At 42.8% G+C, this 21,517-nt stretch carries 19 protein-coding genes; 7 read left to right on the plus strand and 12 right to left on the minus strand.

The window, feature by feature from the left end; all coding sequences use genetic code 11:
• Nucleotides 1–6 precede the first annotated feature (6 nt).
• Complete coding sequence (locus JKM87_RS08500; protein ID WP_202079915.1) at nucleotides 7–2,739, minus strand: calcium-transporting P-type ATPase, PMR1-type; 2,733 nt, start codon at nucleotides 2,737–2,739, stop codon at nucleotides 7–9.
• A gap of 133 nt (nucleotides 2,740–2,872) precedes the next feature.
• On the opposite strand from JKM87_RS08500, the gene JKM87_RS08505 reads away from it, so the two are divergent.
• Entirely contained in the window at nucleotides 2,873–4,588 is a 1,716-nt protein-coding gene (locus tag JKM87_RS08505; protein WP_202079916.1) for an Rqc2 family fibronectin-binding protein, read from the plus strand.
• A 360-nt stretch (nucleotides 4,589–4,948) separates the two neighbouring features.
• Nucleotides 4,949–5,827 (plus strand): non-homologous end joining protein Ku, encoded by an 879-nt coding sequence (gene ku, locus JKM87_RS08510; RefSeq protein ID WP_202079917.1) that lies wholly within the window; start codon nucleotides 4,949–4,951, stop codon nucleotides 5,825–5,827.
• Here ku and JKM87_RS08515 read toward each other — a convergent pair.
• The 5 genes from JKM87_RS08515 to JKM87_RS08535 all read right to left on the minus strand — a co-directional run bounded on the left by JKM87_RS08515 (nucleotide 5,819) and on the right by JKM87_RS08535 (nucleotide 10,831).
• Nucleotides 5,819–6,805, minus strand: coding sequence for an LLM class flavin-dependent oxidoreductase (locus JKM87_RS08515; RefSeq protein ID WP_336885152.1), 987 nt, complete (start codon nucleotides 6,803–6,805; stop codon nucleotides 5,819–5,821). The genes ku and JKM87_RS08515 overlap by 9 nt on opposite strands.
• Before the next feature lie 61 nt (nucleotides 6,806–6,866).
• Nucleotides 6,867–7,037, minus strand: a complete 171-nt coding sequence (locus JKM87_RS08520; RefSeq protein ID WP_202079918.1) for a hypothetical protein — start codon at nucleotides 7,035–7,037, stop codon at nucleotides 6,867–6,869.
• Between the two features lies 1 nt (nucleotide 7,038).
• The gene (locus tag JKM87_RS08525; RefSeq protein ID WP_202079919.1) at nucleotides 7,039–8,256 is read right to left on the minus strand and encodes a Ger(x)C family spore germination protein; all 1,218 of its coding nucleotides are present in this window, start codon (nucleotides 8,254–8,256) and stop codon (nucleotides 7,039–7,041) included.
• Entirely contained in the window at nucleotides 8,253–9,347 is a 1,095-nt protein-coding gene (locus JKM87_RS08530) for a GerAB/ArcD/ProY family transporter (protein ID WP_202079920.1), read from the minus strand. Before JKM87_RS08530 ends, JKM87_RS08525 begins: the two co-directional genes overlap by 4 nt.
• Nucleotides 9,344–10,831 carry a spore germination protein gene (locus JKM87_RS08535; protein ID WP_202079921.1) on the minus strand — a complete coding sequence of 496 codons (1,488 nt, stop codon included), beginning with the start codon at nucleotides 10,829–10,831 and terminating at the stop codon, nucleotides 9,344–9,346. The genes JKM87_RS08530 and JKM87_RS08535 overlap by 4 nt, the downstream gene beginning before the upstream one ends.
• A gap of 235 nt (nucleotides 10,832–11,066) precedes the next feature.
• Here JKM87_RS08535 and JKM87_RS08540 point away from each other — a divergent pair, with 235 nt between their 5' ends.
• From JKM87_RS08540 to ligD, 3 genes are all read left to right on the plus strand, one after another.
• A complete protein-coding gene (locus JKM87_RS08540) occupies nucleotides 11,067–12,011 on the plus strand; it encodes an ATP-dependent DNA ligase (protein ID WP_202079922.1) in 945 nt (314 codons plus the stop codon).
• A 64-nt stretch (nucleotides 12,012–12,075) separates the two neighbouring features.
• Nucleotides 12,076–12,642, plus strand: coding sequence for a hypothetical protein (locus tag JKM87_RS08545; RefSeq protein WP_202079923.1), 567 nt, complete (start codon nucleotides 12,076–12,078; stop codon nucleotides 12,640–12,642).
• Nucleotides 12,643–12,729: 87 nt separating this feature from the next.
• Nucleotides 12,730–13,647 (plus strand): non-homologous end-joining DNA ligase, encoded by a 918-nt coding sequence (gene ligD, locus JKM87_RS08550; protein ID WP_202079924.1) that lies wholly within the window; start codon nucleotides 12,730–12,732, stop codon nucleotides 13,645–13,647.
• A 154-nt stretch (nucleotides 13,648–13,801) separates the two neighbouring features.
• Here the strand turns inward: ligD and JKM87_RS08555 are convergent, their stop codons facing one another.
• Nucleotides 13,802–14,122: a thioredoxin family protein gene (locus JKM87_RS08555; protein ID WP_202079925.1), complete on the minus strand. Its 321-nt coding sequence runs from the start codon at nucleotides 14,120–14,122 to the stop codon at nucleotides 13,802–13,804.
• A gap of 241 nt (nucleotides 14,123–14,363) precedes the next feature.
• Here JKM87_RS08555 and JKM87_RS08560 point away from each other — a divergent pair, with 241 nt between their 5' ends.
• Nucleotides 14,364–14,912, plus strand: coding sequence for an HD domain-containing protein (locus JKM87_RS08560; protein ID WP_202079926.1), 549 nt, complete (start codon nucleotides 14,364–14,366; stop codon nucleotides 14,910–14,912).
• 64 nt (nucleotides 14,913–14,976) lie between these two features.
• Here JKM87_RS08560 and JKM87_RS08565 read toward each other — a convergent pair whose 3' ends face one another.
• Nucleotides 14,977–16,434: a nicotinate phosphoribosyltransferase gene (locus JKM87_RS08565; RefSeq protein WP_202079927.1), complete on the minus strand. Its 1,458-nt coding sequence runs from the start codon at nucleotides 16,432–16,434 to the stop codon at nucleotides 14,977–14,979.
• A 192-nt stretch (nucleotides 16,435–16,626) separates the two neighbouring features.
• Here JKM87_RS08565 and JKM87_RS08570 point away from each other — a divergent pair, with 192 nt between their 5' ends.
• Nucleotides 16,627–18,156 carry a carboxypeptidase M32 gene (locus JKM87_RS08570; RefSeq protein WP_202079928.1) on the plus strand — a complete coding sequence of 510 codons (1,530 nt, stop codon included), beginning with the start codon at nucleotides 16,627–16,629 and terminating at the stop codon, nucleotides 18,154–18,156.
• A gap of 160 nt (nucleotides 18,157–18,316) precedes the next feature.
• Here the strand turns inward: JKM87_RS08570 and JKM87_RS08575 are convergent, their stop codons facing one another.
• The 4 genes from JKM87_RS08575 to JKM87_RS08590 all read right to left on the minus strand — a co-directional run bounded on the left by JKM87_RS08575 (nucleotide 18,317) and on the right by JKM87_RS08590 (nucleotide 21,508).
• Nucleotides 18,317–18,835: a DUF84 family protein gene (locus tag JKM87_RS08575; RefSeq protein WP_202079929.1), complete on the minus strand. Its 519-nt coding sequence runs from the start codon at nucleotides 18,833–18,835 to the stop codon at nucleotides 18,317–18,319.
• A 254-nt stretch (nucleotides 18,836–19,089) separates the two neighbouring features.
• Nucleotides 19,090–19,701 carry an orotate phosphoribosyltransferase gene (pyrE, locus tag JKM87_RS08580; RefSeq protein ID WP_202079930.1) on the minus strand — a complete coding sequence of 204 codons (612 nt, stop codon included), beginning with the start codon at nucleotides 19,699–19,701 and terminating at the stop codon, nucleotides 19,090–19,092.
• Between the two features lie 79 nt (nucleotides 19,702–19,780).
• Nucleotides 19,781–20,521 (minus strand): orotidine-5'-phosphate decarboxylase, encoded by a 741-nt coding sequence (gene pyrF / locus JKM87_RS08585; RefSeq protein WP_419761844.1) that lies wholly within the window; start codon nucleotides 20,519–20,521, stop codon nucleotides 19,781–19,783.
• A complete protein-coding gene (locus JKM87_RS08590; RefSeq protein WP_202080092.1) occupies nucleotides 20,522–21,508 on the minus strand; it encodes a dihydroorotate dehydrogenase in 987 nt (328 codons plus the stop codon).
• Between the last annotated feature and the right edge of the window lie 9 nt (nucleotides 21,509–21,517).

The following is a 21,517-nucleotide window of genomic DNA, read 5'->3' on the forward strand; positions in this document are numbered from 1 at the left end:
CGATGACTAACGACGCTCTTTTTTACTGTTGAATACGTGTGTAAAAGCGAGTGCGACAGAAGGCAGTGCGGCAAAGAAGAGAACAAAAATCCATTCTTGAACACTGAGTGATACTGTACGGAAGATCGGTTGCAACGCCTCGAGATACATAACCCCTAACAACATTAAAGTTGAGGTCAGCACGGCTAAGATGAGCCACTTATTTTCAAAGGGATTACGGTGAAAGATGGATTTCTCGCTTCGACAGTCAAATACGTGTATTAACTGCGACATGACAAGGGTGGCAAACGCAATCGTTTGAGCTCTAATGAGATCGTCAGGGTGGTTCTGTAGCGTCAACCAGAATGCTGCTAAAGTAGCTAAACCGATGAGCAAACCTCTTGAACAAATTTTCCACCCTAACCCTCTTGCAAATATACTTTCTTTTCGTTCTCGTGGCGGAATGGACATGACATTTTTTTCAGAAGGGTCCACCCCTAAAGCCATGGCTGGTAGCCCATCTGTGACAAGGTTAACCCACAGGATTTGGATAGGCACGAGCGGAAGGGGCATACCTGCGAGCATAGCGAAGAACATCACTAGAATCTCCCCAACGTTAGAGGCTAGCATGTAACGGATAAACTTACGGATGTTTTCATAGATGTTACGCCCTTCTTCAATCGCTGCTTTAATCGTTGAAAAGTTATCATCACTCAGAATAAGTGATGAAGCTTCTTTGGATACGTCTGTCCCTGTAATCCCCATTGCAATACCAATATCTGATGCTTTTATGGCAGGAGCATCATTCACTCCGTCACCCGTCATAGCCACAACATGTCCCTTCTTCTGTAGCGCTTTGACAATGCGTAATTTATGTTCAGGTGATACGCGCGCATAGACTGTGACGTCCTCTACAATATCCTCAAATGCCTGCTGTCCCATATTCTCCAGCTCAGTGCCATTGATAGACATACTGCCTTGTTGTCTGATCCCTAATTGCTGCGCAATGGCTTCCGCTGTTTTCTGATGGTCACCTGTAATCATCACTGTTTTTATCCCTGCTTGTTTACACTCTGATATGGCTTGTTTCACTTCTTCTCTCGGAGGATCGATCATACCGAACAATCCGACAAAGACTAAGTGTTGTTCGGCTTGAAATTCATTCTGTAACTCATGTGGGCCGGCATCTCTGTAAGCAATGGCCAAATTTCTCAAGGCCATTCCGGCTAATCGATCATTCGCTTTTATAATGTGTTGACGAATATGATCCGTTAGCGGTGTCTTCCTTCCGTTCCATATCACATGGGTACACCGCTCTAGTAGAACATCTGGGGCACCCTTTGTGACCACTTTTCTGTGACCGTCGGAAGTGGTTACGTATACTGTCATCATTTTTCTGGCCGAATCAAAAGGAAACTCTTCTAACCGTTGATACGTTTGATTTAGTTTATTTTTCCAAATACCCGCCTTAGCGCCAGCGACCATTAAGGCACCCTCTGTCGGATCACCTGTAATATCCCAGTATGTCTTTTTCTTTTTCAACAAGCCGCCATCCACTTCAGCCTCTTCAGATAATGTGGCATTGTTACATAGGACCCCAAATTCAAGCATTTGGGATACCAGGGACTGTTGAGCATGCGTCAATGTATGCCCGCCTTCTTTATAAAATTTTCCTTTCGGTTCATAGCCTGAACCTGTGACTTCGATGAGCTGATTATTGAGCCACATCGTCGTGACGGTCATTTTATTTTGGGTCAGCGTCCCCGTTTTATCGGAACAGATCACGGAGGCACACCCCAAGGTTTCAACAGAAGGCAGTTTTCGTACGATGGCTTTTCTCTTAATCATTCGCTGAACACCGAGTGCGAGGGCAATGGTCACGACGGCAGGTAATCCCTCTGGAATAGCTGCAACGGCCAAACTCACGCCGGCCAAAAACATTTTATACGCATCGTGCCCGTGCCATATACCTGTAAAAACCACGATCGCTGTTAATATAAGCGCGACGGTGATTAAGACTTTTCCCAGTTGCTCTAGACGGTGTTGAAGCGGTGTCTGTATAGACTCTGTTGTTTGAATCAACTCCGCAATCTGTCCCATTTGCGAGTCCATCCCTGTGGCGACAACAATGCCTTGTCCCGATCCCCGCGTCACCAATGTGCCCATAAAAGCCATATTATACTGATCGCCTAAACTGACATTCTCATCTCGAATGACTTGCACTGCCTCTTTGTACACGGGGACTGATTCTCCCGTCAGTGCAGACTCCTCAATGTTGACACCCTTTGTTTCAAAGAGGCGTAAATCTGCTGGGATGCGATCTCCCGCCTCAAAATAAATGATATCTCCTGGTACAAGCTCAGAAGCGGGAATCTCCTCAAGCTTACCTTCTCGTATGACATGGGCCGTGGGCGCAGTCAGCTCTTTGAGTGCGATGAGCGATTTTTCAGCTCTATATTCCTGAACAAAGCCTAATATCGCATTAAGAACAACAATAGCAATGATCGTAATGGCATCCGTATACTCGCCTAGTAAACCTGACACGAGCGTGGCTGCTAATAAGACCAGGACCATAAAATCTTTGAACTGATTTAATAAAATGGCAAATGCCGAGATTTGACTTTGGTCCTGTAGCTGATTTGGCCCAACACGACGCAGTCTTTGTTTTGCTTCCTTCCAATCTAATCCCTGCTGCATATTTGTCTGTAACGTGGCTTCAACCGCTTTTTCGTCTTGTGTGTACCATTTCACCTCATTCACCCCAATGCTTGTTTTCTTGTCCTACTTCACTTTATTCAGGGAATCGGACAAACATGAGTGAAACTTTTCCCTCTTACTTGTCATGATCATGACCGTGGTGATACGATAGATGTACTGTAAAGAGGTGAATGCTATGTCATTTGACGGAATGGTCGTTCATGCGATCACACAGGAAATTCAATCAGCTTGCTTACAAGGGCGTATTGCTAAAATATATCAACCGTATGAGAGAGACCTCATTATTCATATACGAGCTCACGGTCGAAACCACAGATTACTCATTTCAGCTAATCCTTCGTATCCTAGAATGCATCTCACAGAAGAAACATTCATTAACCCGAAGGAAGCCCCGATGTTTTGTATGCTTTTACGTAAGCATCTTGAAGGTGCTGTGATTGAAGATATCTCACAAGTCGATAATGAACGTATGATTGAAATAACGGTACGCGGGAAGGACGAATTAGGAGATACGGCCAAAAAACGCTTAGTGGTTGAACTTATGGGTCGACATAGTAACATTATTTTAGTAGACCCTGAACGAAACATGATTTTAGATAGTATTCATCATGTGACGCCTGCTATTAGCCAATACCGCGTTGTATTACCCGGGCAATCTTACGTCTATCCTCCAGAACAGAACAAGTTAAACCCGTTCTTAGCTAGCGAAGACACGCTTTTGAAGAAGATTAATTTTAACCAAGGTAAGATTGACCAGCAAATCGTCAACACATTTAGCGGTGTCAGTCCACTTTTCGGGCAAGAAGTGTTGCACCGTGCCGGGCTACCGAACAGAGAGTCCGTTGCTCACTCCTTTTTTCAACTGATTGATCTTATTAAACAACACGACCTTCAGCCTGCTATGATGACGGCGAAGAACAAAGAATATTTTTATCTTTTTCCACTTGAACATTTACCTTCAGCACAAGTGAAATCGTACGCATCAGTCAGCAAGCTGCTTGAGGCTTTTTATCACGGGAAAGCGGAACGTGACCAAGTGAAACAACGCGCTAATGATTTAATTAAATTTGTTCAAAATGAGCGTAAGAAGAACCAAAAAAAAATAAAAAAGTTTCAACAAACGCAAAAGGACAGTGAAAAGGCAGAACAACATCAGTTGTTTGGTGAACTCCTTACAGCCTACATGCACCAAGTGAAGCGTGGGGACACGTCTGTTGAAGTGGTCAACTATTACGCTGAAGATGGCGAGATGGTCAGTATCCCACTTGATCCTGAAAAGACGCCTAATGAGAACGCTCAGCGTTACTTTAAAGCTTATAACAAAGCGAAACGCTCTATAGAAATGACGGAACAACAAATTGTCGCGGCGGAAAAGGAAATAGCCTATTTCGATGTGCTCTTACAACAGTTAGAGCATGCTTCACCGCAAGATATCGAGGATATACGTGAGGAATTGATAGAGGGCGGCTATATTAAAAAACGCCAATGGCATAAAAAGAAAAAGAAAGATGACAAGCCCCTGATTGACCAGTATGTTTCATCTGAAGGTACGACTATATACGTTGGAAAAAATAACAAACAGAATGAGTATCTCACAAACCGATTGGCACGTTCTTCCGATACGTGGCTACACACGAAGGACATCCCCGGCTCTCACGTCGTAATCCGAGGAACAGATTTTTCAGAGGAAACGCTCCTGGAAGCGGCTGAAATTGCAGCGTACTTCAGTAAAGCACGTCGATCGAGTCAAGTTCCCGTCGATTATACTTTGATCAAGCACGTACGTAAACCGAGTGGAGCCAAGCCGGGATACGTCACTTACGACAACCAACAAACGGTGTATGTCACACCGAAGGATGAGACAGTTCAACAATTAAAGTTTAGAAAATAGCGTTTCCATGTCACACCAGAATACGTACGCTTCAATATGGTTAGCTCATCCGAGCAGATACAAATGAGAGCTAGGGTCACACCCTAGCTCTTCTTCATTCCTCCGCTTCATCTAGACGCCAAACGTGTATCTGCTTACTTCTTCCTAGTGCATACCACATCTCATTTCCGCATATTATTATGATTTCCTCTCGCATCAGGTCATGAACGGTCTTAAGTCTTAATCCGTCTTTATTCTAAACGAAGGACGATTTACGATCTATAATAAAAGGAAAAAGATAACACTTATGTATGATCAGCCGCATGTGAAAACTATACAAAAACTTATAAATTCTATGCTGTTATCAAAGGATGTGAGTGTATGCATACGATGTGGAAAGGGTCCATCAGTTTTGGGCTTGTGCACATTCCCATAAAGTTATACTCTGCAACAGAATCCAAAGATGTGAAGTTAAGATATCTCCATGCAGAATGCCATACCCCCGTGAAATATGAAAAGAAATGTCCTGTGTGTGAAGAGGAAGTGCAACAACAAGAAATCTCTCGGGGTTACGAGTATGAGAAAGGTAAATTCGTCGTACTCGAGAAAGATGATTTTGACCAAGTGACACCTGAAACAAACAAATCCATTGAGATCATTGACTTCGTTGATTTAAAGGACATAGACCCTATTTACTTTAACCGCTCATACTTTGTAGGACCCAGTGAAAACGGGGAAAAAGCCTACGCTTTGTTAAAGGAAGCGATGGAGCAGTCAGGTAAGATCGGTGTAGCAAAAATAACGATTCGTTCTAAACAGCATTTGGCCGTCGTCCGCATTTATGATAAAGGGATGGTTCTAGAGACGATCTTCTATCCGGATGAGGTTCGCAATGTCGATCATGTCCCTGATATCCCTGAGAACGTAGATCTTGATGATAAGGAACTCAACATGGCTAAACAGTTGGTTGAGCAATTAACTACTGACTTTGAACCGGACAAATATACAGATGATTACCGTGAAAATCTGATGGAGCTCATCCAAGCGAAAATTACAGGAGACGAAATCAAAGTGGCTAAAGAGGTGCCAGAAACGGATATCGTTAACCTTATGGATGCCCTACAAGCAAGTATTGATGAAACGGAACCGAAAAAGAAAGGGACAACAAAAAAAGGCGAAACTAAAAAAAGCGAAGCTAAAAAAGGCGGAACGAAGAAAGCGACGGGTAAAAAGACGGCGTCTAAAAAGAAGTCAGGATAGAAATAGCTCCGCCAGTCTCGTATATGACGCCTGTTTTTCTTTTTCATCGTAAATATTGGTCAAAACCATGAGCTCATCAACTTGATGTTCCTCTGCCAGCAGGAGCAGTGAATCTTTGACCTTCTCCGGTCCACCTATAATCATACGACCTCGGTTTTGTTTGATTTTCTGGTGATCGCGTGAAGACAGTGGTACGGCTCTAGCTTCTTCTAGACTGGGGATATGTGTGTTAAGCCCTTTTTCAGTTCGAAGTAACCAAACGTCTTGACTGAGTGCTAAAGTTTCGGCATGTTCATCATCCGCACCGCAAATCACAAACACAGCCGTCAAAGCTTTGGGCTCAGCCATATACATAGATCGAAATGACGCTCTATAGGTCCAATGAGCTGCTTTCCCCCGGTCGGGACTAATGAAGTGACCATATACGTACCCAACACCATGGTGTGCTGCGAGCTGGGCACTGTTTTCACCTAATCCCAGTGAAAATATTGACGGTGCCGTCACGGTTCGTGGTGTGGCATATACACCATCCACATCCTTACCTTGAACATATCGCGTTAAGGTGTCTAGTTTTTGAGGATACGTTTGTAATTGTGGCTCTTTGTCATTTGCTAAAGCTCGGCGGACACGTTCAACACCGCCAGGAGAACGACCCACACCACCATCAATACGACCTGGAAAAAGGGATTCAAGCTGTAACAGTTGGGTGGCGACCTTTAAAGGACTATACTGGGGTAAAAGAATTCCGCCGGACCCTACATGAATCGTTTCCGTAAGACTTGCGGACACAGCCATCATAACTTCCGGGGAACTTGAAGACAATCCACTTGTACCGTGATGTTCCGCAAACCAATAACGTTTGAAGCCTAATTGTTCAGCATATTTTACTTGCGCTATCGTATCCCTCGCCACATCCTCTGCCGACTTCCCCGTGGGGGTTGCCATTTGATCTAGAATACTGATTTGTATATCTTTCACTTCATGTTCACTCCTCTGACGCTCCCAATCACTCCTCTGTCCCTCCAGAGCCCGTGTCTCTTTAGATGTAGCTTAATATCAGTGGTAGAGCTAACAAACTCCCCCCGACCAACAGCATAATAAAGATACTAGCAAATTTTTTTCCATGATGCCACAGCATTCTGGCATAGCGGTACGTATAGTAAATGGCATACACTGCGAGCGCATAATTAAAAATAGGTAATGACGTCATCTCATTGACCTCCCTGACTCGGGCTAAGTTGTTTACCAAACCTCATCAGCTCAACATCAAAATTAACATTGACATCGTATTGAGGAAAATGATCCTCCCAACTGTAGTTCATATAACCTTCCCAAGTTTTAAATTTCTGTCTTACGATCCTCGTCCATTCAAATGCATCGGCTTGGAAATCCTCTTGTGTCTTCTTTACGATCTGCTTCGCACTTTCGTTCAATTGGTTTTCTATCGCTCTAATCAGAAGGTTTTTGTTCTCTATATTGTTGACATAATCGATCTGACTAGGAACCGCAAGCAATTCAATGTTAACCGGTACAGTGACATTGATCACTTCTTGATCCAATTGTATGTCAATGATTGTAGGCTCCTTCTTCATCAACCTCGTAACGATATGATATTTTTTATTCTTTGGGTCATTAAAATCTGATAGTAGGTTGTCCGCTTTTGTATCGGGCCTTAATAATAAGCTTAATCTTGTTTCAATGCCTGTCAGCTTGCTGACCATCTTGCCATTCTTAAAAACGGCTGAGCCTAATATCTGCACAGGGTTGCTCCCGTATTTTGATAACTCCCCTGCTGCCAGATCATCCGCTTGGTCTACGGGCTTAGGTTCAAACTGACTCGCTGTGGCATATACAGCAAGAAAAAGGGAGGGATTTTCACCTAAGCTATCAAAATAACGATATAAAGTCGCCTGGGGTAGTAATCCTGTATCCATATAACGGCTGACCATTAACTCATAGAATTTATGCGGACGACGCTCTAATTCAGGATTATTTTCGCGGATGAAAGTTGCCGCTCGTTCCCTAGAAACGATCATATTGATGTTGCGTCGGATTTGTCTGTCCCGTAATGTGGCTTGTACGATAGACGTAAACGCTTCCGAACGGGCCAGCTCTTCACTAATGACAATGGTCTTTAAGTGAGACAAGCGGACATCCTTCATAATCGCCGTGTTGACCAAATCTTTGGCCGAAAGTAAGTCTGGTGCGTTAAGGGTGATAATCTCACTCGGTTCATTAGGTTTTCCTTGCGTCAGCACTGAAGATACTTCACGCGGGTTGGCAATCTCATATGTGACATCAATACTGTCTCCTTCCCCTTTGTCCAGACCTACCGTGACCGGAAAGGCGTTTTGTTCAATTTCGGCTTTATCCCAGCACCCCGTTAAACTAAACAGCATGACAACGGTTAAGATAACACTCTTTTTCATACTGCATGTCTTCCTTTCATCTTAGAAAGTAGCCATAAACCAAAAGGTAATAAAAGGATCATCAACCAATTGAGCTGATATAATAGGCTATCACGTAATATATAAATTATCTCTAGCACAGATTCGGGGAGAATGCCTATGAATACGAAAATCACCGCCAGGGGAAACACCATCGGTCTCATATCATCCAACTTCAGTGTCTTAGCAAAAATGTAGACGGTGGTGTACAAGTAAATGGCTAATCGCACGATAAAAGCGATGGCCCAAAACCCGATAAAAAGCGCTTCCATATTAGTAAAGATAGGCCCCAAATCAACGACCCTTGTCAACTGCTGAAAGGGATAAGGGATCGTCTCTACAGAAGGATAATTGTACATGGCCACATATACAGCTAAGTAGAAGACAAGCTCTACGAGAACGACGCCTAAACCAATCAATGTGGCTTGCTTATATTGACCGACCTTTCGTACAAAAGGCAGAAAAATAGCTAAAATTAATACTTCACCAAACAAAAAACTATAACGAATCCCCCCTTCTGTTATCTCACCCACTCCCATCCCTTGCCAGGGAAAGAGATGATCCCAGCGTAGATCTTGCCATATAAATAAAATGAGCACCACAAACGCGAGTGTCATATACGGGACCACTAGCCATGCTGTCCGTGCCACACTTTCAAACCCACGAGTAGCGACAAACCATATACAAACAAAAACGATCAAAAAGACGACGTTAATGGGCGTAGTCGGAAAATACATTGAATTGAGGATATTAACGAAACTCCGACTATAGAGGACGGTGGTCACAAACATGAAAGTAAACAGAAGAAAACTAATGACAAACCCCATATACTGACCTGTTAGCTTGAAGACTAAATCAAAAACATCTACGCTTTCGGAAGCGATCAAAAGTCTAAATAAGCAGAGAAAAGATAAGAAGACCACAATAACTGATACGATTGGAATCAACCATGTCGCCGTAGCTCCTAAGGGAAACATTGCTACAGGCGTCATGTCTGCCACTTTAAGACCAATAGTGATAAGGATCAGTGCACAAAACTCACGTACCCCAACAATATCTTCTTGATGTCTCATCGTCTTGATCCTCCCTTCTGATGACGTACTGGATCTTGAGGGTGAATATTAAACGGTCTGAGCCACTGCTTCCACACTGGCGGTCTCAGTATCAGATCCTTTGAGGAGCGGTAGTGTGGCGCCATGGGAGACACAAATGGCACACCAAAAGATTGAGTAGATACGAGATAGGCCACACAAACAGTAATGCCAAGCGCCATACCTAATAAACCCATAAACCCTGCTAAAGCAATAAAGCCAAACCTTGCAATCCTTACCGCAAAATTAAAGCTGTTGGAAGGTATCGTGAACGAGGCTAAGCTAGCAAACCCAACAACTACAATCACAATCGGGCTGACCATCCCAGCTTCAATGGCGGCGAGACTAATAATGAGTGCCCCAATCAATGTCACGACTATACCCATCTTAGTTGGCATGCGGATACCCGCTTCTCTGATAATATCAAAAGTAACCTCTACTAAGAGCACTTCAAATAAAACTGGAAAAGGCACGTTTTCCCTCGTTCCCCCCATGGTTAGCAGGAGGTCTGTTGGCACCATCTCAACATGATAATTTAATACAGCTACAAACATGGCAGGGAGAAACAAAGCAGCAAAGAAAGCAATGAGTCTAATGATTCGCATCTGATTACCGAAGGCCCATCGCTGGTATTGATCTTCAGCCGTATGAAAGAAGGACCAAAATGTCACGGGAACAACCAGACATACTGGAGAACTGTCCATTAACAGGACGACATGACCTTCCTGAAGAAAGGAGGCCGCTCTGTCTGGGCGTTCCGTGTACAAAACAGTGGGTACAAGTGAATAAGGTTTATCTTCAATATATTGTTCTAACATTGATAAATTTTGTACGTGTTCAGCCGGAATGTCTTTTATTTTTTCTCTCACTTCTTTAAGGAGACCTGGCCTAACAAGTCCATCTATATACATCAATGATACTTCTGATTGAGTTTGACCTAAACGCATCGTATCTGTTACTAAATGTGAATGTTTTAATTGCTTTCTAATCAAAGAGCCATTCATTTCTCTTGACTCTACAAACGATTCACGTGGTCCTTTAATAACGATTTCCATTTCGGGCTCTGTCACACTTCTATGTTTAAAACCTACAGTGGGTACAGCGTAAGCTTTATTTTTACCTTCAAACAAGATGATCGTATGGCCTTGAAGTAATCGATGAATAACCTCTTCCAGTGTGTCATGGGACGTGTACTCTAATATTGTTGGTGTGGCTTCTATGCTCTCTTCACCCCACAGACCATCTTGAAGCTTTTGATCAGTGGATAAAGGTTTGATCACTTTGTCGTCAATGACGTTCTCATTGATTAGTCCTCTAATATAGATCACCACAAAAGTTTTTCCTTTATGAGGTACGCGGATTTTTCTTTCAATCAAATCTTGATTCGTAGGAGAGGAGAAAGCTTCCCTCAAGCCGATTATGTTTTGATCAAGTGTTGTGCCGATGTGTCTTGGCTGTCTTGACATGTTGTTTCACACTCCGTCTTTTTAAACCCTTGGTTCATTTATTACGGGTAGTTTTTCCTTTTTATTTCCAACTATTCGTTTTATTTACAATCAGTAGATTAAGTCAGGCTAACCACTTCCTTCAGTGTAATCACATGCGGTCAAAGAATAGGGTTGGGTTACCCACACATATATCACACCGTAAGAAACACATACTAGGAATGATTGTATATATTAGTTATCTGGAGGCGTCACAATGAAATTTTCCCCTATCACGCCATTTGAGCCTATCAGTACAGACGAATGGCCCTCAGGAGAACAATGGGTCAGTCAGGTCAAGTGGGATGGTGTCCGTATTCTCGTCTATTATGATGGTAAAGAGGTCAATATCTTTAACAGAAGACACAACAATCGTATCCTGCAATATCCTGAATTAGCCGATGTCCACGCCTATTGCAACGGGGGATCATTCATCTTAGACGGTGAGGTCATCGCATTAGATGAAGGTAAGCCCTCATTCCACAAGGTGATGAAAAGAGATCGTATACGTAAAAGTGACCGTGTCGCTTTAGCCCAAAAAGAAGTTCCGATCACCTATATGATATTCGACATCCTCTACTACAATGGTGAATGGATTACAAATAAGCCATTAGAGGAAAGACAACACATATTAACTGACATCATCACTGTGTCTGACACCGTGCAAGTGGTCAAGAACCATTCTCACCCCGAGGACCTATATCAAGTGGTGACAAAACATGATTTAGAAGGCATTGTGATGAAAGATATGCGAGGAACCTATACTATCGGAGGAAAAGATAAACGGTGGCAAAAAAGAAAGGTTTTTAAGGACCTTGTTGCTGTGGTTGGTGGTGTCACGTTCCGTTCAAAACAGGTTAACGCGTTACTTTTAGGTCTTTATGATGAACAAGAAAGATTACAGTATATTGGCCACGCCGGAACAGGGAAACTGACACAGCATGACTGGAAAAATATCACGAAAACAGCTGAAGCGTTACAGATAGAGACTCAACCGTTTGTAAATACACCAGAACGAAGCAAAGATGCCATGTGGGTTCAACCTGAACTCACAGTTAAAATTAATTTTATTGAATGGACAAAATCTCATACACTGAGACAACCAAGTATTCAATCGATCGTGAAAGCAGACCCCAAATCTTGCACCTTTGAACAAAATTAATCAAGTCCTCGTGTATAACCGCGTTTTATTTGACGAAACCTATACTTGAATGTGGGGGTTTTATATGACATTTAAAGAGTATTGGGAAGAGATTTACGATACAAACGATAAATTTAATCAGCTTATCGGTTTATTTTGGCAAGAGTATGCGCATATGGGAACTTGGCAATTTTGGGTTGTGGCTGGGTTATTTTTAGCCCCGCTGGTCCTGTTATATTTTACTGTAGACCGTAGACGAATATTTGAAATCTTTTTCTTTGGCTATACCGTTCATATATTTTGGGGCTATACAGATATTTTTCTCGGGAGATCAAACTACTTTATACACACCTACTTTTTAGCGCCTATGCTCCCCTTTGCCTTAAATATGACTGCATCGTTCCTTCCCGTTAGTTTTCTTCTTCTCTATCAATATTGTACCAATCATAACAAAAATTTTTACATATACGCCGCTATATTGAGTGCTGTGTTTTCTTTTCTTTTGGTCACCATTGAAGTCCAATTAGGATTAGCGGAGTTAAGAAAAGGAATCCGTATGTATCACATTTTCATCATCGACATTATTATTGTTTATTTCGCTTACGGGTTCACTCGATTGTGTGTCAAGTTAAGAAACCAAGCAATGGAATGACGTGTCATGGTACCCTATGTTAATCACTCATTCTAAATATGAATAACAGAGTTGAGAAATAACGAAGCTTACATAGGATGTGAAAGTATGGGGAGTCAGGCTCAAGATCAAAAAAAGGTTAAAATCGATGGACAGACAGTGTCTTTGACGAGTCTTTCCAAGCCTCTATGGCCCAAAGCAGACATAAAAAAAGCCCGCTATATTCAATACTTACATGATGTGGCCCCAGCCATGCTCCCTTTTTTGAGCAACAGACTATTGACCGTCATTCGTTATCCCCATGGTGTAGAAGATGAATCCTTTTACCAAAAAAACTGCCCTGATTATGCCCCTGATTTTGTGCAAACACAAGTGGCCGAAGATATTGAGTACATCGTTTGTTCTGATCTCCCTTCTCTTATTTGGTTAGGCAACCAATTGGCTTTTGAATTTCACATTCCTTTTCAAACCATCAAATCGAAAGGGCCGTCAGAAATCGTGTTTGACCTTGATCCACCTTCTAGAGACAAGTTCTCGCTTGCGATTGAAGCTGCACTGATGATTAAGGACATTATTGATCGTTTAAAACTGATTTCATATGTTAAAACATCAGGGAATAAAGGACTGCAAATCTATCTGCCCCTACCTGAAAATACATACTCATATGAAGATACACGTCGCTTCACACAATTCGTAGCTAAGTATCTGGTAAAAAAAGAGCCTGACTGGTTTACAACGGAGCGTCTAAAAGTGAACAGAGGCCAGAAACTGTACGTCGATTATCTGCAACATGCGGAAGGTAAAACCATTGTCGCCCCCTATTCTGCTAGAGGTAACGAAGAGGCCTTAGTGGCTACCCCCATTCATTGGCATGAAGTCACCAAAGACCTCTCACCAACAGATTACCCAATGACAGTGATAAAAGAACGATTAGCCAAAGGCTGTCCCTTTAAAAATTTCTTCAAGGATAAGGAGAAACAAAACTTTCAACCTGTTTTAGATTGGTTGACGGAGCAAGGATTATAAAATTTTAAAGTGACTGTAGGCTTTCATTTCTTCAACGGTTTCAACCTCAAACCCCAAATTCTGTAGCATCTTAAGGTTAAACATTTCAATCATAAAAAAGGTTAACCTATTTAGCCAATAGGTTAACCTCATGATTCATAGCTTCACTTTTTACTCATGACCCTAGTTTCATTTTGCGGAACGTATCATACAATGTATGAACACTCTCAAAAGCATATTTTCGAAAGACGATCTGGTTCTGACTCAATATTAATAGGCAAGGGACACTTTTGACCTTCCATTCCTTGGCTAATTGAGGTGCTTGGTTCAAATTAATTCGCAGAATTTCTAGGGAGGGCATGGTGTTCTCAACAATCTCTAGCATTTTGGTTGCTACTTTACACGTCCCGCACAAAGGCGTATACACATAGACCGCTTTTCGCTCGCGGTTAAACCGTAATAAGCCTTCAAGTTCTTCAGGACTCAGTTCCTTCATTTATATCACCTACTCTTTATCACCGTTGTATAAGAACCTGTTGATATCTAGTACTGTGTGTGATATCATTGTAAAAATTTATTAATAAACAGAAGTTGATGATATGACGTTCAACATGACAGACGTTCTATCGAGTAAGAATGAGCTAGAATCTTTCTTACAATTGTTAGCCGACTATGATATGAAATCTGTAAGGTGTTTATGATATTAATATCGAACAAAAAAGATGGAGGTGTCTTTTATGCAACGTCATGTGACACTCTTGGCATTATACAACCACCCTATTACAAGAAAATATGTGAGTCGTTCGGGCATGGCCCATGCCATATCAGTTGCTTATCACGCCTACCATTTAGCTATAGAAAAAGGCATTGACCCTGACCTAGCAACTAAAGCGGGGTTTCTACACGATATAGGTCACTATACTTGGTATAAAGTTGATGGTGATTGGGATTATCACGCGTACCAAAACCATGATATCCACCCTATCAAAGGGGCCGAACGTGCCCATAAACTACTCATTCGATTGGGCGAAGATCGCCAAAAGGCCAAGGAAGTATCTCTTGCTATTTTACTTCATACCGACTCCATTTTACCAGAGGGACAATTTAATTATACCCCTCTTCAAAGTATCGTTCATATGGCGGATGAAAAGGACAAGGAACCTCATCACCTCCACCATTATCGCCAAATAGAGGCACACAAGGAACGGCAGTTGATCAGCCGACTAGATGAGTGGGTTGGGGCAAAGATGACTGTGAATACAGTCGGGCGTTTGTCATCCGTGTAAACTGTGTGATTCAAAATAAAACCAAGCTCCTCATTTTATTGTGGAGCTTGGTTTTTTAAAGCTTTTAACCCAGACCGTTGTTCTCTTTTTTGGCTTGGGACAGTAGGTCTCTTTTTAATTCCCAGAGTGGTTCAGATAGATCAACATGGTACACATGAGGATTGACCAACCTTCTAATCTCTGGAGAAAATCTTTGTTTCTGCTCCTTGGTGTAAGCCTGAATATCGTCTAGGCTTGGTAAGTCGTAAACGAGCTTTCCTTCCTTGAAGATAGGGACGAGTAACTCCTGTGCCTCAAAGTTATGGACCTTTTTCTTCTTCCACGTGTTAACGGGGTCAAAGGCGATAAAATCTTTGTCTGGAATTTGTTCTTCTTCTAACATCACAAGGTCAACTAAAGCTTTCTTCGTATTCTTATCGTAGAACCTCACCACTTTCTTATAAGCGGGGGTCGTTACTTTCTCGGGATTTTCACTCACTTTTATTTTAGGTTGTAGGACGCCTTCCTCTTCTTCAGCTACGAGCTTGTAAACGCCACCTAAGGCAGGGCTATCCTTTGATGTAATTAAATTGGTTCCTACTCCCCAAGCATCAATTTTTGCCCCCTGACCTTTTAGTTCCCTAATGAGATACTCATCTAAGTCGCTTGAAGCCACAATGATCGCTTCAGGAAAACCTGCCTCATCTAACTGTTTGCGAGCCTCCTTAGACATGTATGCAAGGTCACCACTATCTAACCTGATACCGTAGTGGGTGAATTTATCTCCTAGTGTCTCCTTCATTTTACGAAATGTTTCAATCGCATGAGGAACACCCGATCCTAACGTATCATACGTATCGACCAATAGAATACAGTTATCTGGATACGTCTCAGCAAAAACATCGAACGCTTCTTTTTCAGTCGGATAACTTTGAACAAAGGCGTGGGAGTGAGTCCCCTTGACAGGAATACCGAATTTCTTCCCCGCTAATACATTAGATGTGGCCTGAACTCCGCCAATATAAGCGGCCCTAGAACCGTATAAACCTGCATCAGGTCCTTGGGCACGTCGAAGACCAAATTCCATGACCATGCCATCATCTGCAGACTCAACCACCCGTGAGGCTTTTGTCGCGATCAAAGTCTGATGATTGACGATATTGAGTAATGCCGTTTCTATCAGTTGAGCCTCGAAAATACTCGTTTTGACTCTTACTATAGGCTCATGGGGAAACACAACGGTCCCTTCAGGTACAGCATAGATTTCACCCGTGAACTTAAAGTCACGTAACAGATTTATAAACGCTTTTTCGTACCCACAGGAGTCATGTAAATATTGCAGATCTTCCTCAGTGAATGATAACGATTGTATGTATTCGACCACTTGCTCTAAACCGGCACTAATCGCATATCCGCTCTTACCAGGTGTCTTACGGAAAAATAAATCAAACACAACGTCCTGATGCATCTTTTCATTTCGGTAATAGGCATACATCATATTAATCTGATAGTAGTCCGTCAACATCGTTAAGTTCTGTTTCATTATCTGCACCTTCTTCTATTCATTATAAAAACCAAAATAATTATACAATATTACCAGTATACGACGAAAATGATTTACCTTCAAACCAAAGCACCTAATAGATTGAGTCGTATAACCACCTTTGATATACTTACAAGATATAAACGCTTGTTTTCATAATTGTCAACCTATTGATGAAAGGAGTTAACCGCAATGACATTAGACCCGCAGATAAAAGAAGCATTGGACTCATTTAAAACGCTTGATCAGAAAATTACATATTTTGAAGAGTTATTAGGTGTTGTCAGTTGGGACTTGCAAATAGACGCCCCAAAGAAAGGCAGACAACAACGCTCCAACGCTATAGGTGCTTTATCGACTGAAGTTTTTGAATTATCTATGTCCGATGAAATGGGCGCTTGTTTAGACACTTTATCCTCTCCAGAAGCACAAGATCAACTCGATGAAGTGACCCGAGCGACCGTTCGGGTACGTAAAAGAGAGTATGATAAATCTAAGCGTATCCCCGCTGACCTATACAAAGAGTTTGTCATACTGACTTCTAACGCACACGACATCTGGGAGGAAGCAAGAAAGACAAATAACTTTGAACACTATCGCCCTACACTAGAAAAAATAGTGGACATCACTCGCCAGTTCGCTGACATTTACGGCTATGATACGCACCCTTATAATGCTTTACTGGATAACTACGAGCCCGGTCTCACCGTTGAAACCCTTGATCCATTATTCAAAGACCTGCGTGAAAAAACGATTCAACTCTTAGATCGTATACAGCAGTCCCCTCACCAGCCACGAAAAGAAATATTTGAACAGTCCTTCGATATTGAAAAACAAAAAGCATTTAACCTTTTCGTGCTACCCCAACTGGGATATGACATGGATGCTGGGATGATGGCGGAGAGTGCTCATCCCTTCGCTACCGGATTAAATACGAATGATGTCCGTATTACCACACGTTACCTAGAGAACAATATGCGCAGTGCTATTTTCGGTACGATTCACGAGTGTGGACACGCACTATATGAACAAGGCATTGACTCAGAGTATGAAGGCACTGCTCTCCGTGAGGGTACATCTATGGGCATTCATGAATCACAATCACGCTTCTTAGAAAATATGGTAGGTAGAAGCCAGGCGTTCTGGTCATATTTTTATAACGACCTAAAAACATACTTCCCTCAACAGTTTGAAGACGTTTCCCTTGAGGACTTCAGTCGTGCGATCAACACCGTAGAACCTTCGCTCATCAGAGTTGAGGCTGATGAACTGACCTATAACCTACACATTATGATTCGCTACGAGATCGAAAAAGGACTCCTCAGCGGTGACATTGAGGTCAAAGACTTACCTCAAGTATGGAATGAGAAAATGGAAGAGTATCTCGGCGTCGTTCCTCCTAATGACGCAGATGGTGTCCTACAGGACGTACATTGGTCGTTCGGAGGATTCGGGTATTTTCCTTCTTATGCTTTAGGCAACCTGTATGCCGCACAGTTCATGAATCAAATGAAGCAAGATATCCCGAATCTAAATGATGTTATTGAAAAAGGGGCGTTCCACACCATTCGTGAATGGCTCAAAAAACACATTCATACTCATGGTAAATTATACACCCCTAACGAACTGGTCCAACGCGTGACAGGTGAGGAACTGAATGCCAAATATCTAACCGACTACTTTGAAGAAAAGTACGCGGATGTGTATCGTTTAAACCAGTGATGATATAAAGGATCGTAGATATCATTCATACCCTAACATCCCATCATGTCGCATGTCTGAGTTCATCTAGCTTTTATCATGGGTGGACACAGGTTCTAGTAGGATAAAGGAGTAGAAGAAAAAAGCACCTGTTTTCATATTAGGTGCTTTTTTTGATAGATTAAAATTCATGTCTTGTAAAGTAGCGGAGTAATGCGTCTCGTGTGGCGGTATAGATAAAAGGACGACGTGACGAGATGATGTCTGCTAATCGTTGTTCTTGTTTTGTCTGTGCTCGCTGTTGATACACGTCAATATACTCCCCTAAAGGAAGATTCTGTTGTAAAATGTTTTGAAAGAATTGAGGTAACAAAAAGGCGTGAGAGACACACGATACGATCCGTTGACGATGGTCCATGACGGTACTCCAGCATAATAATTCATATTTCTGGTGTTCATTATATCTATATCCCGCTTCAATTCCAATACTGAGTTGACTTGCGGGATTGAATACTAAAGCTTGTCTCGCACGTTCAACAGACCCCGTCTTCGTCTCTATAGAACTGAGGGGTTGCTCAGATACGCCACTGTCAACTGCCGTTGGGACGACGACAACATCTAGCTCTAGATCCTTAGCAACCTCTTGCACATATCCTTGCTTATCTGGCGATGATGATCCTAAAGCAATATGAACACTCATAACGGCTCCTCCTTTTTGCAGTGTTAAAACTATATACGAATAAACAATACGAGCGGTAATGAAACATTTGAACGTGTCTCCTGAACGTATTCGTCCTTAATACTTACTCTTATATATGTTAAAGCATTTTAGATCCGTTATAAATCTTTAAGCATAAAAAAGTTAGACTACCGAATGATGTAGTCTAACTTCTCTTGCTGTTCTTTTTTAGCACGATGAAATGTATTCAACTTGGGGTTGCTTACTAGATGCTTTTATGCACTGAAAGGGTTCCACGAGGACAACGCTTGCTTGTCCTCAGCCGATAAAGATCCTTCTTTCTCCGCTATAGCTAAAAGTGTGTGATAATCTGTCAATGTACGATAGGGTACATCCTCTCGTTCGAACGCTTCTAGTGCTTGATCAAAGTTGTAGCTAAAGATCGCCACTACTCCCTCAACAACGAGACCAGCATGCCGACATGCTTTGACCGCTTGGAGAGAACTTTTACCCGTTGAAATCAGATCCTCTATGACGATGACTCGTTGTCCCTCAACGACCTTCCCCTCGATTTGTGTCTGTTTGCCATGCCCTTTTGCACTTGAGCGGACATACAACATAGGCGATCCTAGTTGTTCGGATACCCATGCTGCGTGCGGGATGCCTGCCGTTGCTGTCCCTGCTACAACGTCTACTGGTCCAAAGTGATCGCGAATGGTCTTCGCTAATCCGTCTGCAATTCTTTTACGAACGTGAGGGTAGGACATCGTTAATCGATTATCACAATAAATAGGTGATCGGATGCCGGAGCTCCAGATGAACGGGTCTTGTGGTCTCAACTCAACGGCACCAATCGAAAGTAATACCTGTGCTATCTCTTCTCTCATATGAACGCCTCCTGACAGTCTTCTTTGTCGCTTTATTTATGACCTATTTTGATATGTCACTCGTCATGGTCACGATTATTTATACTATTTCAGCGTAGATATCCTCTAAAGCTTTGATAGGGTCTGTCGCTTGCGTCACTGCTCGACCTATCACCATAAAATCCGTCCCTAAAGTTTTCGCTTGACGAGGTGTTGTCACACGTACTTGGTCCCCTCTGCTCACAGAAGCCGGTCTGATACCTGGTGTCACTGTGATGAATGAAGGACCACATGCCGCTTTGATAGATTGGACCTCAAGTGGTGAACTGACAACACCGTCTAAGCCATGTTGGTGTGCCAATGTAGCATAATGAGTCACTGCCTCCTCTATTGTAAGAGGAATGCCAATCTCTTCTCTTAACACTACCTCACTCGTACTTGTCAGCTGTGTGACCCCGATGAGTAAGGGGGAATGTTGCGACGAATGCGCTGAAGTCGCCTCTGCAATACCTTCTCTCGCAGCCTCCAACATCGCCGAACCTCCACTACAGTGGACATTAAACATATCGACACCGAGTGAGGTGATACTCCGAGCAGCCCCTTTCACAGTGTTAGGGATATCGTGTAGTTTGAGATCAAGAAAGATAGGAAAACCCTTTTCTTTAATCTTCGCTATAATAGTGGGTCCTGCTGCGTAATACAGCTCCATTCCTACTTTAAACCATGGCTTACTAAATGTATGATTGTTATCGATGAAGTGAACAAAAGATATGGCTTGATCTGCATCTTGAAAGTCTAGCGCGATCATGATGCTGGGATCGTTCGTTGCATTCATGCTCATCTACAGCACCTCCATTCGCTCACTACGCCATGCTTGGCCCTGCAATTCTCCGATATGTGTCACACCATAAGCGTCTAGTTTCTTGGGCAGTTCTCTTATGAGCGTTGGACAGATAAGCGGATCGACAAAGTTGGCCGTACCGACCCCTACAGCGGATGCCCCTGCGAGGAAAAATTCGATCACATCATCTGCCGATTGAATCCCCCCCATGCCAACGATCGGAATGGAGACCCGTTGGCTCACTTCATAGATCATCCTCAAAGCCACAGGTTTAATAGCAGGTCCTGATAGGCCGCCTGATCGATTGGCCAGAATGGGTGCCTTTGTTTTGAGGTCAATGCGCATGCCAAGAAGCGTATTGATCATGCTTAATCCGTCTGCCCCCGCTTCCTCCACCGCTAAGGCCATCTCAACAATATCCGCTACGTTTGGCGAAAGCTTGACGTACAGAGGTTTCTGGGACACTGCCTTGACCTTTCGCACCAATTCAGAGGCAATCACTGGGTCTGTTCCAAACGTGATCCCGCCACACTTAACGTTAGGGCAAGAGATATTCAATTCGATGGCGGCAACATTGGGCGCTTGACTTAACCGAGCTGCGACGGTCACATAGTCTTCTTCAGTACTCCCCGCTACATTTGCAAAAATAGGGACATCGTACTGATCGAGCCAAGGCAGCTCTTCCAGTAGCACCTTATTTAGTCCCGGGTTTTGTAACCCAATGGCGTTTAGCATGCCTGCATGGGTCTCCGCTACCCTTGGCGTTGGATTTCCAAAGCGTGGTTCTAGTGTCGTCGCTTTGATCGCAATCGCCCCCAATTCGCTCAAAGCGTAAAATTGGCTGTACTCCCTACCAAAGCCAAAACAACCTGAGGCGGGTATGATCGGGTTTTTGAGCACCAAGTCACCAAGTGTCACTTGTAACCTTTCATGCTCAGCACCACGATATTGGGCTTTATCCTCCGTCGTGTCCTTGTTTATGTTCATGTCATTCCG

It is taken from the genome of Caldalkalibacillus salinus, from assembly GCF_016745835.1.
GTDB lineage: Bacteria > Bacillota > Bacilli > Caldalkalibacillales > JCM-10596 > Caldalkalibacillus_A > Caldalkalibacillus_A salinus.